18 protein-coding genes are annotated in these 16,265 nt (G+C 57.2%); 7 read left to right on the forward strand and 11 right to left on the reverse strand.

From position 1 onward, the window contains the following. Positions 1-63: 63 nt before the first annotated feature. From ACFPM8_RS06060 to ACFPM8_RS06070, 3 genes are all read left to right on the forward strand, one after another. The gene (locus ACFPM8_RS06060) at positions 64-543 is read left to right on the forward strand and encodes a nuclear transport factor 2 family protein (protein WP_378996056.1); all 480 of its coding nucleotides are present in this window, start codon (positions 64-66) and stop codon (positions 541-543) included. 221 nt (positions 544-764) lie between these two features. Then, positions 765-2,966, forward strand: a complete 2,202-nt coding sequence (locus tag ACFPM8_RS06065; RefSeq protein ID WP_378996058.1) for a TonB-dependent siderophore receptor — start codon at positions 765-767, stop codon at positions 2,964-2,966. An 11-nt stretch (positions 2,967-2,977) separates the two neighbouring features. Next, positions 2,978-4,249 carry a PepSY-associated TM helix domain-containing protein gene (locus ACFPM8_RS06070; protein WP_378996059.1) on the forward strand — a complete coding sequence of 424 codons (1,272 nt, stop codon included), beginning with the start codon at positions 2,978-2,980 and terminating at the stop codon, positions 4,247-4,249. On the opposite strand, the gene ACFPM8_RS06075 is transcribed toward ACFPM8_RS06070, so the two are convergent. The 6 genes from ACFPM8_RS06075 to ACFPM8_RS06100 are packed head-to-tail and all read right to left on the reverse strand — an operon-like array spanning position 4,207 to position 10,171. Further along, the gene (locus tag ACFPM8_RS06075) at positions 4,207-4,656 is read right to left on the reverse strand and encodes a type IV pilin protein (protein WP_378996061.1); all 450 of its coding nucleotides are present in this window, start codon (positions 4,654-4,656) and stop codon (positions 4,207-4,209) included. The genes ACFPM8_RS06070 and ACFPM8_RS06075 overlap by 43 nt on opposite strands. Continuing rightward, entirely contained in the window at positions 4,653-7,883 is a 3,231-nt protein-coding gene (locus ACFPM8_RS06080) for a pilus assembly protein (RefSeq protein WP_378996063.1), read from the reverse strand. Before ACFPM8_RS06080 ends, ACFPM8_RS06075 begins: the two co-directional genes overlap by 4 nt. 9 nt (positions 7,884-7,892) lie before the next feature. Beyond that, positions 7,893-8,405 carry a pilus assembly PilX family protein gene (locus tag ACFPM8_RS06085; protein ID WP_378996065.1) on the reverse strand — a complete coding sequence of 171 codons (513 nt, stop codon included), beginning with the start codon at positions 8,403-8,405 and terminating at the stop codon, positions 7,893-7,895. Next, positions 8,402-9,085, reverse strand: a complete 684-nt coding sequence (locus ACFPM8_RS06090; protein WP_378996067.1) for a PilW family protein — start codon at positions 9,083-9,085, stop codon at positions 8,402-8,404. The genes ACFPM8_RS06085 and ACFPM8_RS06090 overlap by 4 nt, the downstream gene beginning before the upstream one ends. Positions 9,086-9,095: 10 nt before the next feature. Beyond that, complete coding sequence (gene pilV, locus ACFPM8_RS06095; protein ID WP_378996069.1) at positions 9,096-9,662, reverse strand: type IV pilus modification protein PilV; 567 nt, start codon at positions 9,660-9,662, stop codon at positions 9,096-9,098. Next, on the reverse strand, positions 9,656-10,171 hold the full coding sequence (locus ACFPM8_RS06100) for a GspH/FimT family pseudopilin (RefSeq protein WP_378996071.1): 516 nt from the start codon (positions 10,169-10,171) through the stop codon (positions 9,656-9,658). Before ACFPM8_RS06100 ends, pilV begins: the two co-directional genes overlap by 7 nt. A gap of 506 nt (positions 10,172-10,677) precedes the next feature. On the opposite strand from ACFPM8_RS06100, the gene ACFPM8_RS06105 reads away from it, so the two are divergent. The 3 genes from ACFPM8_RS06105 to ACFPM8_RS06115 all read left to right on the forward strand — a co-directional run bounded on the left by ACFPM8_RS06105 (position 10,678) and on the right by ACFPM8_RS06115 (position 12,937). Then, positions 10,678-11,661 (forward strand): lipase family protein, encoded by a 984-nt coding sequence (locus tag ACFPM8_RS06105; RefSeq protein ID WP_378996073.1) that lies wholly within the window; start codon positions 10,678-10,680, stop codon positions 11,659-11,661. A gap of 221 nt (positions 11,662-11,882) precedes the next feature. Then, positions 11,883-12,101 (forward strand): DUF6434 domain-containing protein, encoded by a 219-nt coding sequence (locus ACFPM8_RS06110; RefSeq protein WP_378996075.1) that lies wholly within the window; start codon positions 11,883-11,885, stop codon positions 12,099-12,101. A gap of 440 nt (positions 12,102-12,541) precedes the next feature. After that, entirely contained in the window at positions 12,542-12,937 is a 396-nt protein-coding gene (locus ACFPM8_RS06115) for a GFA family protein (protein WP_378996129.1), read from the forward strand. Between the two features lie 100 nt (positions 12,938-13,037). Here the strand turns inward: ACFPM8_RS06115 and ACFPM8_RS06120 are convergent, their stop codons facing one another. The 4 genes from ACFPM8_RS06120 to ACFPM8_RS06135 all read right to left on the reverse strand — a co-directional run bounded on the left by ACFPM8_RS06120 (position 13,038) and on the right by ACFPM8_RS06135 (position 15,224). Beyond that, a complete protein-coding gene (locus ACFPM8_RS06120; RefSeq protein ID WP_378996077.1) occupies positions 13,038-13,508 on the reverse strand; it encodes a YcxB family protein in 471 nt (156 codons plus the stop codon). A 158-nt stretch (positions 13,509-13,666) separates the two neighbouring features. Continuing rightward, a complete protein-coding gene (locus tag ACFPM8_RS06125; protein ID WP_378996079.1) occupies positions 13,667-14,206 on the reverse strand; it encodes a hypothetical protein in 540 nt (179 codons plus the stop codon). Positions 14,207-14,346: 140 nt separating this feature from the next. After that, positions 14,347-14,721, reverse strand: a complete 375-nt coding sequence (locus tag ACFPM8_RS06130; RefSeq protein ID WP_378996080.1) for a hypothetical protein — start codon at positions 14,719-14,721, stop codon at positions 14,347-14,349. 179 nt (positions 14,722-14,900) lie between these two features. Next, on the reverse strand, positions 14,901-15,224 hold the full coding sequence (locus ACFPM8_RS06135) for a hypothetical protein (protein WP_378996082.1): 324 nt from the start codon (positions 15,222-15,224) through the stop codon (positions 14,901-14,903). Between the two features lie 392 nt (positions 15,225-15,616). Here ACFPM8_RS06135 and ACFPM8_RS06140 point away from each other — a divergent pair, with 392 nt between their 5' ends. Next, positions 15,617-15,895, forward strand: a complete 279-nt coding sequence (locus tag ACFPM8_RS06140; RefSeq protein WP_378996085.1) for a hypothetical protein — start codon at positions 15,617-15,619, stop codon at positions 15,893-15,895. Here ACFPM8_RS06140 and ACFPM8_RS06145 read toward each other — a convergent pair. After that, positions 15,892-16,212 (reverse strand): hypothetical protein, encoded by a 321-nt coding sequence (locus ACFPM8_RS06145; protein ID WP_378996087.1) that lies wholly within the window; start codon positions 16,210-16,212, stop codon positions 15,892-15,894. The two genes, ACFPM8_RS06140 and ACFPM8_RS06145, sit on opposite strands and share 4 nt — an antisense overlap. Positions 16,213-16,265 lie beyond the last annotated feature (53 nt).

Genomic DNA, 16,265 nt, shown 5'->3' on the forward strand with positions numbered 1-16,265 from the left:
GAATCAACGATCTGCGGCGGCTGATTCGATCCCTGCCTTCACTCACTGACCAAGGAGCTTTACATGACCCAAGCAAGCGAAGCACGCCCGCCGCTGCCCCCATTCACCCGCGAGACCGCGCTGCAGAAAGTCCGGCTGGCCGAAGACGGCTGGAACAGCCGCGACCCGCAGCGGGTGGCATTGGCCTATACCGTCGACAGCCTGTGGCGCAATCGCGCCGAGTTCCCGCAGGGGCGCGAGCAGATCGTGCAATTCCTGACCCGCAAGTGGGAACGGGAACTAGATTACCGGCTGATCAAGGAATTGTGGGCGTTCGACGGCAATCGGATCGCGGTACGGTTTGCCTATGAGTGCCGCGACGCCGCCGGCAACTGGTACCGGGCCTACGGCAACGAGAACTGGGAATTCGACGAACACGGCCTGATGCAGCGCCGCTACGCCAGCATCAACGATCTGCCGATCCAGGAGTCCGAGCGCAAGTTCCATTGGCCGCTGGGGCGGCGTCCCGACGACCATCCTGGCTTGAGCGACCTCGGCCTGTAAGCCGCGAGCTTGGCTCGAACGACCCGCCGCCTGTGCGCCGGGTCGTTTTTTCATTGCGCGGGGACTTTAGAGCCTATTGATCAGCATAAAGATTGCAAAAAAGCCTACACAAAGATCTAGAATAAAATACAATCTTTAATTGGTAACGATTCTCATTACCTTTATAATTCTTATTTGCAACCGTAAAGAAACACTCTCCCGATTGATCCAGGAAATAACCGATGCCTCGTCTTGCCCCTGCCATTGAACACCTCGCCACGCCTCATCGCCCCTCGTCTTCCCCGCTAACGTTGCAAGCGCTATCGAAGCCCTTGTTCCAACCCTGGTGCATGCTGCTGGCGCTGTCAGCTGCGATGCCGGCGCTGGCCCAGCAAGCTACGGTCGCCCGCAACGATGCCGCGCTGCCGGAACTGGTGGTGTCGGCGGACCGGGTGCCACAAGGCGCCACCGAAAAAAGCCGCGCCTATACCGTGCGCAAGAGCAATGCCGCGACCAAGCTCGACCTGTCCTTGCGCGAAACCCCGCAATCGGTATCGGTCGTGACCCGCGCCATGATGGATGACTTCCAGCTCGACAATATCAACGCCGTGCTGGCCGGCACTACCGGCGTCAGCGTCGAAAAAGTGGAAACCGACCGCACCTATTACACCGCGCGCGGCTTCGACATCACCAATTTCCAGTTCGACGGGGTCGGCGTACCGATGACCTTCGGCTACCAGGCCGGCGATCTGGATACCGCGCTGGTCGACCGGATAGAGGTGGTGCGCGGCGCCAACGGCTTGCTGGCGTCGACCGGCAATCCTTCGGCTACAGTCAATTTTGTGCGCAAGCGCCCGACCTACGACTTGCGTGCGGCGACCGGCTTCAGCGTCGGTTCCTGGAACACGCGCCGGATCGACGCCGACGTTTCCGGCGCACTGAACCAGGCCGGCACCGTCGCCGCCCGCGTGACCGCGGCGCGGCAGCAAGGCGATTCCTACCTGGACCGCTACCGGCCGAACAAGACCGTGTTTGCCGCCGTGATCGAAGCTCAGCTTAATAACGACACCTTGCTGACCATCGGCCACAGCGAGCAAAAGAACGATGCCAAGGGCGCGATGTGGGGCGCGCTGCCGATGTATTTCAGCGACGGCACGCAAACCAATTATGGCGCCCATACCAGCACCTCGGCCGACTGGTCGTTCTGGAACAGCGAAGAGCGGCGCACTTTTGTCGAACTGGATCACCACTTGGGCAACGACTGGCAATGGAAAACCACACTCGGCTACAACGAGCTCAGCAGCGACAGCAAATTGTTCTACGTGTACGGCACGCCCGACCGGCAGAGCGGCGACGGCTTGTTCAGCTACCCGTCGCTGTACAACTCGCAAAACCGGCAACAGCTGCTGGACAGCTACGCCACCGGCAAATATGCGCTGGCCGGACGCCAGCACGATCTGACTGTCGGCGTCAGCTGGTCGCAATCGACGCTGCATGACATCTCGCACTACGGCCAGGGCATAGGTACGCCGCTGACCGAACAGCAAGCTTTCAACGGCCGCTATCCGGAGCCGGCTTTCGACGCCTCGACCGACGGCAGCGCCTACACCGACAAACGCAGCAGCGTCTATGCCGCGACCCGGCTCAACCTGGCCGACAAGCTCAAACTGCTGATTGGCGCCAACCACACCGAAGCCGACAACAGCGGCATCGCCTACGGCGTCGGCCACCAGACCAAGGCCAGCGCCACCACGCCGTATGCCGGCCTGGTCTACGACCTGAACAAAAACGTGTCGGCCTACGGCAGCTACACCGAGATCTTCAATCCGCAATATCAGACCGACATTTCCGGCGCGACTCTCGCCCCGCTCGAAGGCAAGAGCTACGAGCTGGGCCTGAAGAGCGAATTTTTCGCGCGCAGGCTGAACGCGTCGGCCGCGCTGTTCCGGGTCGAGCAGCGCAACGCCGCGGAACAAGCCGGCATGAACGGCGCCAAGACTTACTACCGCGGCATCGACGCGCATTCGGAGGGACTGGAACTGGAGCTATCCGGCGAACTGGCCAAGGGCTGGCAAGGCAGCCTCGGCTACACCGTGATGACGGTCAAGGACAAGGATGGCAATGCGGCTAAGACCTACGTGCCTAAAAAACTGCTGCGCATGGCGACCACCTACCGCCTGCCGCAACTGGACCAGCTGACCGTCGGCGCCAGCGTCAACTGGCAAGGCAAAACCAGTTACGCGCAAAGTGCCGCCATCAACACCGTCCAGCAAGGCTATGCGCTGTTGAACTTGATGGCACGCTATGACATCAGCAAGCAGCTGAGCGTCAGCGCCAACCTCAACAACGTCGCCAACAAGAAGCACCTGTCCAGCCTGTACGCGTCGCAAGCGTATTACGGCGCACCGATCAACGGCAGCGTCGCCGTCAACTGGACATACTGAACATGCGCGCCATGACTCTCCGTCCCCTGCTTGTAATCGTGCACCGCTGGTTCGGCCTGGCCGCTGCGCTGTTCCTGTTCATCGCCGGCGCCACCGGCGCGATCATCTCCTGGGATCACGAGCTGGATGCCTGGCTCAATCCGCAATTGTTCCATGCGCGCAGCGCCGGCCAGTCGCCACCCGCCGCAGCGCAATCCGGGCTGACGCTGGCGAACCGGGTCGAAGCGCAGGAACCGCGCCTGCGGGTGACCTATGTGCTGACCGAAAGCGAGCCGGGACACACCATCCCGATGATGGTCGAAGGCCGCATCGACCCCACAACCAAACAGCCGTATGACCTTGGCTACAACCAGATCGCAGTCGATCCGGTCAGCGGCGAGATCCAGGGCCGGCGCATGTGGGGCGCGCTGTCGCTGAGCCGCGAGAACCTGCTGCCGTTTCTATACAAGCTGCATTACACGATGCATCTGCCGGAAGTCGGCGGCATCGAGCTGGGCATCTGGCTGATGGGCCTCATAGGCGCGGTATGGGCACTCGATTGTTTCATCGCGTTATGGCTGTCTTTTCCGAACTGGCGCAGCTGGCGCAAGTCGTTCGCGTTCCGCTGGCGGCAAGGCGGCCACAAGCTCAATTTCGACCTGCACCGCTCCGGCGGCGTCTGGATCTGGGGCTTGCTGCTGGTGCTGGCGGTGACTTCGGTGTCGATGAACCTGGAGCGACCGCTGATGCGGCCCATCATCGAAAGCTTTTCGACGCTGACGCCGACCGCCTTCGAAACCCGCACGCCCAAGCCTCCCGCGCAAGCGACCGACGCCGGTATCAGCCGCGAACAAGTGATGCAACTGGCCAGCACCGAAGCGCATAGTCGCGGCTGGACCTTGCCTGCCGGCGGCGTTTTTTATTCTTCCGCATTCGGCTTGTACGGCGTCGGCTTTTTCGAGCCCGGCAACGATCACGGCGATATCGGCCTGGGCAACGCCTGGCTGTATTTCGACGCTGCCAGCGGCCACCCGGCCGGCGCCAAAATCCCCGGCACCGGCAGCGCCGGTGATCTGTTCATGCAAGCGCAGTTCCCGCTGCACTCGGGACGCATCCTGGGCCTGCCGGGACGCATTTTGATTTCCGTTATGGGCTTGCTGGTCGCGCTGCTTAGCGTGACCGGCGTGCTGATCTGGCTGAAGAAGCGCCGCGCACGGGTGCGGGCCGCTGCCTCAGCCCCTGCCGGCTTGCCAAGGCCGATTCAATTCCAGCATGAAGTCAACGCGGTACCCGAGGAATCCTGATTGCCGCGCAGCCCCAGGCTGGTAAAGGTATAGGTCCCGCAGGTGGTGTCTTTGGTCTGCGAGTTGGCCGGCGCAGCTTGCAGCTTGAAGCCGGTGACGGCGCCGCCGGCATCTTTGGTCAAGGTAGGAGCCGCCAGATCGTAGAAATAGTTATTACTATCCGGCACCGCCACGGTCGTCGATCCCGCCGGATAGCCCAGCGTCGGGAGATCAGAAGCGTAGGTATTGTTGGCGGTATAGTAGCGCTCCTCCCTGCTCGCCAAGTCCAGCAGAGCCGCCTGCGCGGAGGAGCGCCGGGATTTCATTACCGAGCTGCGATAGCTCGGCAGCGCGACGGCGGCAAGGATGGCGATGACCACCACCACCACCATCAACTCGATCAAGGTAAAGCCGCGACTGTTTTTCATTGTGTTTGCTTCCAGGTGATGCGTTTGCCGAGCATGTTATTTGGCGGATTTTTCTTCACCATCAAAGGCACCCCGCTGGTATTCGGTTCGAATATATATTTGCCGCTGCCGACCGAGGTGGTGCCCGGACTGCCTGCCGCATTCAACTGGTTCCCCATGACGACCAATTTATTGACGTTATTGGGGAAGTACGATTGCGCGAATGTGCCGCCGGTCAACGGATTGAACGCCATGGTCCAACCGGTCGGCACTGAAATCGAGCAGCTAGAGGCGCCGCTGGACGGCGGTATCGTGGTGTTCAATTCCAGCGCACCATCGCTGATAACCGGGTTATAGACCACTTGTTCGCCGCTCAACGGCAAATCAAGCAGCCAGCCAAACTGATCGTTCTTGGTCGGCGCAGCACAACTGAGACTGCCTTGCCAGCAGACGGTCTTGTTGCTCAGCGTGCGATAGCCAAGCACCTGTCCGCCCGAGGTATCGGCAACCGCCGTCGTGGTTTGCGCGGTCAGATTGCTGCGGGCAATCGACTGCGGCCCTGTCAAGGAACCGTATTGCACGCCTGACGCCGGTATCACCACCTTATTGGCTGTCGTGGTACCGCTATTCCAGTTCGACATATCCCAGTCCCACACGCCATAGACGGTCTGGGTGCCGGACGCATAGGTATCGGCTGCGGCCGAGGTGAAGGGCGTTTTCTGGCCGGTGGCAAACATCAGCAAGACCCGATTTGTCGTGCCTACCGGGATCGACGACACCTGGATCTGGGTAGTGATCGGCTGCGCGGTGCCGCCGCTATTTTTGGCGGTAAAGAGCGGAGTTGCGGTTTTATTGCCGTACTTGGACACGCCCCAGTCGGCCGTATTGCTGCTGGTCACATCGAACCGCCAGACATTCCCCAGCAGATCGCCGGCATACAGGTAGTCGACCACGTGATCGCTATCCAGGTCGGCCGACGCGACATAAGCAATGCCGTCAGGGTTGCTGCTTGTGCCAGTGCCGGTCGGCAGCCAGTTGAAGGTTTTTGCGCCCGTTGCAGGGTCGATCGTCATGATGTAAATGCCGGCTTTGCCATTGGCGCTGTTATAGCCGTTGCCAAAAATGACCGCCCATTGGCCGTTATGCATACGCCGGATCAACGGTGTGCCGTAGGTATTGCCAAGCTCCGTCAGTGTCGAATTGGTCCACTCGCCTTTCACCAAGGTTGCGGCATTGGACTCTTTGAATTGCGTCGGGTCGGTGATATCCAGCGCATAGATCCCGCTGCCGCCGGCCCCCAAACCGCCGACCAGCCAGGTGTGCCAGGCGCTGCCGTAAAACAGGTCGCCGCTTGCGGGTGTCGCGTTCGCATAATAAGCGTGCGAATACAGCGGATCGGTAAATGTAGGCAGGTTGGCGATCACGCTGGCCGGCAGATAATCGAGCACATCCTTGCCGTCGTTGTTGGTGCTGTTGTAGGTGCCGTCCGTGTTGTAACTGCCGGCCTGGAAGCCATGCACCATGCCGTCGTTGCTGCCGACATAAACCACGTTGGTGCGGGTCGCTGCTGAGGACGCGACAAATGCGGCGTAGCTGGTCTCCGGATTTTTGGCAGCCAGATACAAGCGGTCTACCCAAGTTGCCTGGTAAGGCTTGCTGGGCGGACCAACCCAGGTCGGGCTGGAATCAATGATGTCGCCCAACACGCCGGTACGCTGACGCAATGATTTGGTCGGTTGTTCCTGAGTGCGGTCGCCACGCAAAAAATTGAGCCGGATTTGCCCATTGGTGTCGACCACATTGCCGGGACCGACATTGAGCGCCGCCTGCTGCGAGGTGGTTATCCCGCTGGTCCAGGTGAACGGAATGCCGCCGCCGCTGCCGTCTGATGTCAACACGGTGCGTGTGGTTTGCGCGGTAACGCTTTTGAGCGGGATGCCTTTTGCATCGGTGCCCAGCGCCGCGCAGCCGCCGCCAGTCAGGTTGCAACTGCCATCCCAATTGGCCGTATTCGAGATTGACGGCACGCCGGCCGTAGTCACCACCGAATTGGCCGTCATCTGCCCCCACCAGTTGTCCGGATGATAGATCGCAAAGTACACCTGGGTGCCGGCTTGTACCTGCGCCCCCTTGACGGTATTGATGCCGCCGCTGCTGGAAGACTCATTAGCCGGACTGGCGATGAAACAGGTGATTTCATGGACGTTGGTCGAGCCGCCGGTACCGCCCGAGAATCCGAACCGGAACGAGCTCGGAAGCGGACCGCTGACCTTCGAATCAAGAATGTTCTTGTTCGTGATGACCGTGGTATACGCCCCGCCGTTGTAGCTATACCAAAGACTCAGCAAGCCGCCCGGCGTGATTTTAAGTTTGTAAGTAATCGGAACAGCATTCGGGCGAGTCGTGGTGTAGCTCTGCGCCATCGGGATATCACCGGACTGCAGCGGATAGTGAACCGGCAGGGTCACGCCTGTAATGTAGGGATAATCCAGGATCGCGGTGGTACTGCCGGAAGAAGCGATGGTTGCCTTCCCTGTCTGACAAGCGGAGGCGATGTCGGAGGCGCCGTATTTATAACCGAGCGCTTTAAAATTGGCCGCATTCACCGAGCCCCCGCCGCGCAATACGATGCTGTTCGGCGCATATCCTTTGGGCCCGCTGGTGGCGGTACTGTCGCCGGAGCCGGTAGAGAAATTACCCCACTCATCCAGGCCCAAGCCGATATACCCGCCGGCGACGCCGTCATAAGGGGAGTTCCGGTTGGAACAGGAATACCCCAGGCTGCCGCCCGCCGCCCCGACGTTGCCCGGCGTGGCTAAAGACCCGTCCAGCAGAAAAAAGCCAATCCCGTCCGCCCCAAGATGCACAGGACCGTCCTTGCTGCCGTTATAGACATAGGTCGTGAACGTGGTCTGGATCCCCTGGTCGGTCGGAAATGTCGCGTTGTAGACCACCGATCCATGCTGCGAACCTTGATTATTGGTCAGCCGCAGCGCACCGCTACCGCTCGCGTCGGGCAGCGTCCCGGTGGTTCCGCCGACGCCGCCGGCGGCACAGGCTGGGATCACGCTGACGCCCGATGCGTAAGGATTGCCGCTGCCGGCTGTCAGACAGGCGCCGCCGCTCGCGGTCCAGCTGTTTTGCGCCGCACCGACGGTAAAGTTATCCGACACCACGATAGCGTCGGCAATGCATGGCAGCATCAGCAAAGCCGCCAGGTTCATATTTTTGATACTGATTTTTTTCAATTTGGTCCCCTATTCGCTACCTAGATCGCAGATTTTGCAGCCGACCCTGAACACGGTTTGTAGAGTCGCCACGGCATTTTTGTTACCACCCCAGCCTTGCGCAGTAATGGAATACATCTGCTTTCCCGCTGTATCGAGACCCAGGTAGTAAATGGAGTAAATCGGATTGGCGTAATAATTCCCGACGCCGCCGCTGGTGCTGACAGGCAGCGCCGTGGTATCGGTGAAATTGGCGAAGCTGGTCAGGCTCGGGGTGCCGGTACAGACCTGCGTACCCGTCTGTGCGCCCGCTGCGGTACAAGCCACACCGGTGGTCGCATTGCCGGGCTGGATCAGCCACCACTCCGCAAAGTCGATCGCAGCCTGAGCCGCTTCCGTGGCCCGGCTCTTTTCGCGCAAATTGGATGCCATCATCTGATCCAGGCCGAAGCCGCGGAACATCGCAACCCCCAGATACATCATCAGGACCAAAAAAATAAGCGCACTGATCAGCACGAAGCCGTCTTGTCTTCTGTTATTCATAGCGTGTTCATCAAACCGATAGTCCGCGTGAACGGTATGGTTGCAGGCTGGCCGGGCTGGCCGTTGAGCGGATTATTAAAGTTCAGCGTGACCTGGGCCGACTTGACCAGGCTCCAGTCAAGCACGGCGCTGGCGGCCTGATACTGGTATGCCGAACCTTTGCCATCGGTATCGACGCCAAACAACACCTGCATGCTGGCCACGCCGCCGACCAGCGATTGCGTGGTGGCCGCCACGCCATTGACGGTCTCGGCACAGTTAAGCGTGTTGCTGCCATCGGTTGAGACGCTATAGGTATCGACGTAAGTGGCGGCGCCGCTGGACAGGCCGGCGCAGGTCGGCAGAGGCGCCGCAGCGGCGGTCACATATCTGACGCTGAACGAAGAGGCGGTTCCGGTCACCGGCGTTCCAGCCACCGTAAAAGGCGACTGCGAAGCCAGGAAAACTGTCGCATTGGTATTCGTCAGCGGCGTAGGAAAAAATCCCGCCTGCTGCACCGCGCCCGCAATCAAGGTCATCGCGGTACGCTGCTGATCCTGCAACTGCGACAAGCCGGATCTGGAAATGGAATTCTGGCGCATGCCGAAGTAGGCGCTGCCCAGCCCGATCATCAGGAACAGACTGATGGTCATAGCCACCATCAGCTCGATCAGGCCGATGCCATGTTGTTTGGTTCGCATAGCAGCCATCTCAGTTTATGTTCGCGAAAGTGGTGTAACTCTGGGACTGGATCGTGCCGGTAGCCAGAGCGCCGCTGACCGTGGCGCCAGCCGCCATGTTGTGCAGCGCCACGTTCTTTTCGTTCCACGACACCGACACCGTACAAACATTCGGCGTCGCGCCATTGCATGCCACCTGGGCCGCGCCCGCCGGCAACAGGGTGGCGACGTTCGCGCCCCATGCCTTCAGGTCATACGCCGCCATCTCGGCCGCAGCGCAAGTGCCGGCCGTGCAATCGGTGCTCAGGCCGTTCAGAGTGGAATCGCCCAGCGTGGTATTGGTCCAGTCCTTGGCGCTGACGCCGCTCACCTTGCCCGAGGTGGTCGAAGTGCTCCAATACGGCTGGTTGGCTTGCATTTCCGCAGTCAGGCTCGAGGCCAGGATGGCGGCCAGACTATGGGTCCGGGCTATCTGGGTGTTGTTAATCGCCAGCATCTGCATGCCAGCCATGCCCAGCACCCCCAGCAAGATGATGACCAGCGTCACCAGCACTTCCAGCATCGAAAATCCGCCGGATTTATGTTTCTTGATCAGCATGCTGCCCCCACTAGACGGGTCCATGAGCCAACGCTGAAATTCAGGCAGCGACGCAAACTGGTGGTGTTGGAAGCCTCTTTCAAAGTCAGTTTTCCGGAGGCTTTGGTGTAGCCGTTGCGATCAAAGCTGATCCCCGCCCCGAGTGAGGCATCGGGAACCAGCGTGTCCGAGCCGGAGAAAGCGTTTTCCTGTTTGAGGATATTGGCCGCAGTCGCCATCCCGCTCAGGTCGCCGGCAGGGTCGGCAAACACGGTCCATCCCTGATCCCAGTTGCCGGATGCCGCACACCCCGCGGTAGGGCAAATGGCGACGGTGGTGCCGCGCTTGACGGCTTCGCTGCGGGCAAAGCTGGTATCCATCGCCACCCTATCCAATTCAGCACTGACCCGATTGTTCGCGATCGACGATCGATAAGACGGAACGGCCACTGCGCCCAGGATCGCGACGATGCTGATCACTACCAATAATTCAACGAGGGTGAATCCACTGCCGAACTTGCCCATAATCATTCCAAAATCATTTAACTATTGCTTTTAGGAACAAACTTGCCTATAATCAAGCCGGAATTATTTCGACCTTGCCTTCCGGCATATGATTTGATTCATCCCAACTCGATTTTCTGAATGATTGATCCCGCACTGTTAACTAATAACAGCCTGGTTGACAGCATGAATTCTGCTGAGCAACACCTTCTGCGCGATTGAATTATAGAGGCGCAATTTCCACCGAGACACAAGCCAGACGCCCGCTCGTCGTCGCCTTTTTACCGCTCGTCCACCGGGATTTTGCATCTGTCAATCATTATTTGTAGACGTATGTCAACGATCGATTAACGCTCAAAGAATGCTGCGCAGCAGCACACGGCTCACGCAAGACCTCATAAAAAAAGCTGCGACGGGTCCACCCAAGCGGCAACTTTTCGCATTGCGTCACACCCCTGCTAGAAGCAACAGGTATTGCCGTGTTTCAGTTATGAGACGATCCAGCTTAGGTTTAATTTCCAGAGAGGAAAGTTATGTCTAACAACTCACGCGCCTGCCGCCTCATCCAAGCCAGCAATCTGGCCTACAGCATGTCCGAGGATGGAACCCAGTTCGATCCCTCCCCCGCAGTTTCCAAGGCGATTGATGCGATCGGCTACATACCGAGCACCCTCAAGTTTTATCAATCGCCGCTGGAGGACGGTATCAACGCTTGTTATTACGGCGAAACCCCGACCGAAGCCATCCTCACCTTCAGGGGCACGTTGCCGCCCACCTTTGAGTCCATTGAGGACTTCTTCAAGTCGCTAACGGATTGGATCAACGACGCCGAGATCAAATTGGTCAAGGGAACGAATCTGGCCGGCCTGGTGCACAAAGGCTTCCTGGAATCGCTGGATGCGCTATGGGACTGGATTGTTGAACTCAAGCTTGAAGACGCGGTAGCGCGCGGCAAATCGTTGCTCGTGACCGGCCACAGCAAAGGCGGCGCCCTGGTGTACCTGGCGGCATACCGCCTGACGCAAATGAGAATACCGGTGCAAGCGACCTACAGTTACGCCGCAGCACGTGCAGGCGATCGCGCATTTGCCGACGCTTTCGATCGGATGGTCAAAACCGGCGCGATAAAGGAAGCCTACCGTTTCGAATACCAGGATGACCTGGTCCCCCACCTGCCGCCGGAAACCGGCGCCTGGCGCGGCGTCCAGAAAGGCTTGACCTCAGTACAAAGCAAATTCCCGACCGAGGCCCCACACATGACCTGCGACCCGGAAATCGCGCAGGATGTCGACCGCTTCCTGGAGCAATTAGACAACACCCTGGATCAGCCATCGTATGCGTCGGCAGGCGAACTCCAGTTCATTGACTGGAATAACAACGTCGTCGGCGATTCGTTCGCGCTCTCCATCGAACGCACGCTGAGCCTGGCCAAACTGATGGCCGAGTTTGAATTCGAACGGATCATCGAGGACCACTCCAGCGATGGCGGGTATATGCAGGTGCCGTGCAAGCCGTAGTATTGATGAACCGATGTTTTCAAGCTTTCGCATACAGATCCCGGTGCGGTTGACCATCTGCGCCGGGTTTCGCTGAACATCAACCGCCCCCAACTTGGCCGACTGAGTGGGCTCCTTTAACGTCTTCAATGCAGCGGTAGCGGACAGTCAAATTCCTCGGGCGAAGTGCAGCAATCGGCCAATTGCGGCCAGTTAGATTCTGATATCGGAGGAATTGGATCATGAATTTTGATTGGCACGGCGGAGCAATTTCGCGGACAACGTTAGTCGATTCTGCCTACAAAAATACGCAGAACGTTCGGCGCTTTCTTTCACGTCAGTGTGGACCGGAGTTCAAATTTGATCGCGACCTGATGGCATGGATACGAAACGGTGTCGAGAAGAACATGGGCGACGTTGCGGACGAGTGGACACGCCGACGTACAAGGGCGCAATACTAATTTGGATAACGCCGAACAGTCGATGGTTCAAAGGCCGCCTTGGGGTGTGGAATGGTTCTGTGGGTCGAATTCGGGCTTTCGCGAATGACCGAGTCCGGCCAGTAGCCGTCAATCGCGAACGGCAGCCGTACGGCAGCCGACTTGCTCTGTTGCTCGGAGCCCGGCAACTTTGTCAGTGAGCAGATCAGGAAACCATGCATGCCCACCCTTGCGCTCGGTTCGGCCGACTGGTAAAGTTGCTCTGAAGAACGCCGCTTTTCCCACGAATTTAATGGTGTTCGCAATCCCAGAGGTCAAGCAGGTTTGCGTTGCCGGACGAAGTCTTGCCGCGATTCACATTGACTTGGTTAAGCCGCAGTCGGCGGCGGAGTTGTGCGGCGGGCCTGGTGGACAAACTAACAGTTAGGCGTCAGCCCCCCCCTTTTTTTTTCTACATCACCATGACACTTCGAATCGCGTCTTGCAGTTGCGGCCAGCTCTCTGCCAGAGTCTCTGGAGATCCGATCCGAGTGTCGGTCTGCCATTGCCTCGCATGTCAGCGTAGAACCGGGAGCGTCTTTGGAGCTCAAGCCAGGTTTCTGCGGCAAGCAGTCGAGATCAACGGAACAGGCACGGAGTATGTTCGTGTCGGAGACGAAGGCGGAAGAGCCAGGTTCACCTTCTGCCCTACTTGCGGCGCCACGGTCTACTACGTCATGGAAGGCAGAGAAGACAGTATTGCCATTCCCGTCGGCGCCTTCGCAGAATCGAGCTTCCCAGCACCAACGTTCTCGGTCTATGAAGATCGGATGCATCCTTGGGTAACCGTGCCCAAAGACATAGAGCACATGGCATAACGCCACCACTGACGCCTAACCCTAATCCCTAACCTCTCGCTCAAGCGGAGCGCCAACAGACCACTTAGCTCGAACGTTGAGCGACCGTTTGGCGGGATCTTCAGCCAGCCACGCCGCCATGCCATGCCGTGATTGAAGCTAGAAATTGCCCCATTTCAGCTTCCGAGGTAAATGCTCTGCGCGGCACGATGTAGGAATTGTAGTTTTTGCGCACGATGTAAATGCATCCATCGACGCGCTCGATTGACCGAACTTCGCCCCACCCAAGCTGGCCACTCTTTGCGCCTATGCTGGTCTTGATTCCGCTTTCATTGACCACCAGCGTTCTGAGCTGACTCTTGAAAGCAGCGAGCGGATATAGCGCGAAGAAGACGATGACGGCAAATCCGGCAATGGCAGACCAGGCGATATGGGCATACGTATCAGAGGCGCCGCGCAAGAAGATGGACGCAACGGCGGAAGCAAGCAAGAACGCCAGAACATGGATCTGCCACAGCTTTTGCTTCCAGACTTTCCAATACCAACGCATGACTTCGGCTTTGGCGCTGTGATATACGATTGTGAATTCCATGTCGGGTGAATGTAGGGTTATGCAGTTTATCTGCCGATCAGTAACCGATGCCTGCGTATCTGCAATAAATGATTAATCTTAAGAGGTCCTTGTTGAACCTAAATTAAGCTTGTAGTTATTGCCTGAGCCTAAGCACTCGCATTCCAATAAACTCGCATTTACTTTGGATTTATATCTGCGCAAGGCAAAGCGTTCGGCCTTGGCAATGGATTTATCACTACCGGGATGCCATCTTTTTTTACTTGCACGTTGAAAGATCTTGCCCCGCCAAATACACCGAGCAGACCGTAAATCATTTCATACTCAATTTGATAGACGGATCCGGTGACAATCGGCATTTCCCAATCCACAGTCATTGTGATATTTCCGGCAGTGCTTGATGTGTAATATTGAGCTCTTAGAGAAACGTTATCTCCAGAAGGGATTTCAACTACTGTAGGTTTTGATCGGCGAGAAAATTCGGCGATTCGCGTGGTGTTTCTGTAATTGCTCTTTACGCCAAGCGGACTTGAACAAATGACTGGCCCCGTCAAAAATAGCGCACCTTCATAAAACGGGTTATATATGATCGTTGCATGAGGGACTCCCTCGGGGACAGTGTAAGGTTTTTGTGACGCGCATCCAGCTATGAGAGCAGCGGCCAGTATCGCTGCTGTGATTTTGAAGCAATAAGAATAAATGGATGTTGGTGATTTCATTTTAATTTCATGGCTTCTAAGCCGGAATTGAGCAAATAAGTTTCGTCATATTGAATGCTTCATACGGCCGCGCAGTATAAACCCAGTCAAGATAAGTAAAACACCTAAAACCTTGCCCGAAAACGTCGTTCCACAAACTCTCAAGCCCAACGATCGCGCCCGGCCCAGAACGAACACGCAGGACAAATTTCACCCTCGGGGTAGTCAATGCCTTCCTCGTGCGGACAACCAATAATGCGATCCGTCGCAGCGATAGAACGCACGCCGTGATGTTCGATGAAGTGCACGATGGATTCGTTGATTTGCGGATCGACTCTGACGTCGACCGAATCGGACAACCACCTCTCAAGCAAGCTCACCTCATTGCCCTCGTCCACAATGATGGCGACCGACACTTTTGTCGCGCGCTTATCGTCGGGGCCATAGAAAGCAACAGTGGCGAGCGGATAGCCTTGAAATCCCTTCTTGGCTTTCTTCTTGAGTTTGTCCCGATACCAACGGTCTTTCAGCGTCATTACATTCTCCTTTCGAGTTCCAACCAAAGTTGATAAAGAATATGCCGAACATCAAGCATGCGCAGCCAGAGGAATAGGTTTTGTGGGGTGATGCGCATCCGGTAATTATTCGGACGCGCACTGTGACAGCGCGGCTACCGCTACGCCGTCACAGCACTGCCTAGTTGCCAAATGCGGCATTAGTCCTGCGGTTTGCGTTCTCGTGCATCCAGCTGCTGCTGGTTGAGGCAATCAATCTGCTCCCCGACCAGCATAGCCATCACGCCGGCGGCTTCCATCGAAAAGCGCAACAGCCGCTCCGAATCGGCGATATCCAGCGTCGGCGGACAATCAACGTTGTCATGCTCGCGCGCCAGATTGCTGGCGTGGACCAGCTTCAGACAAGTTTCAATGCCATGACTAAAATCCCGCGTCAGCGCCAACAGCTGCGCCGATTTATCGAGATCCAGTTCTTCGACTAACCATGAGAATGGGTGGTGACTTGCTTTGTTGCTTGAGCTCATTGCGTACTCCCTTTTTGTGAGGATTACGCCGCGTTCCGTCGCTAAACAGAGGTGGCGGCAAGTAGCAGGGTTAGCGAACCGGCACAAAAAAGGAAAAACCGGCAGCCCGAAGGCTCCCCACCACTGCCGCCATAGGGACGAGCAAAGGTGACGCACAAAAAAAGCCGCAGGGCGCGGCGTGTGCGCTTTTTTGTAGTTCCAGGTCGCTAAACCAGTTCCCTGAATGAAGCACTCAGGGACGGGGGTGACTATAGACGTATTTGGGGACGATGACAATCCGCGCTTTTTGGAATTAATCGACATCGATTCTCGGCAAGGCTCGCTTGTCGCTTGCATCAGGAGGGAGGCATCCATTTCATTCTCCGAGTATCGGTGTCAGTTCTCTGAGAGCCGTGGTCGGTTCTCTGAGCATCGGCATCGGCTCTCTGAGCATCGGCATTGGCTCTCTGAGCGTCGGCATCGGTTCTCTGAGCGTCGGCATCGGTTCTCCGAGCATCGACATCGGTTCTCCGAGCATCGGCATCGGTTCTCTGAGCATCGGCATCGGTTCTCTGAGCATCGGCATCGGTTCTCTGAGCATCGGCATCGGTTCTCTGAGCATCGGCATCGGTGCCCCTCGTACGCCCTGCTGCTATTACATCCCGTCTGGGCAACAAGATGTCGGTTATTAAGATTTTTTCTGCATTAATAAAGAAAAACTTCTTGGTGTACTGCTAAATAATTCATTTAACTCCTTTGAACGCATTGTGCAATTCACATAAAGAAGAATTGAATAATCAGGGAATTCCATTTCTGCCGGCTCCCCATCAAGAGGGTCCATGTTTTTCTTTAATAAGAAATGTTCCGTATCACTTTTCCCATACCGGTAGTATTCCCCATGATAAAAGCTATCTCTTGCTTCAAACTCGACATTGAGGGTTTTTTCTAAAATAGACTTTGCCTCTTCAAGAGTGGGAAGCAAATATCCATATAGGTCATTCATTACCATAATATTGATGTCCTAATTATTTGGAAGTGTCATGCTTGGTGCGCATTGAACTG

This window comes from Paraherbaspirillum soli (assembly GCF_042654985.1).
Classification (GTDB): Bacteria; Pseudomonadota; Gammaproteobacteria; order Burkholderiales; family Burkholderiaceae_D; genus Paraherbaspirillum; species Paraherbaspirillum soli.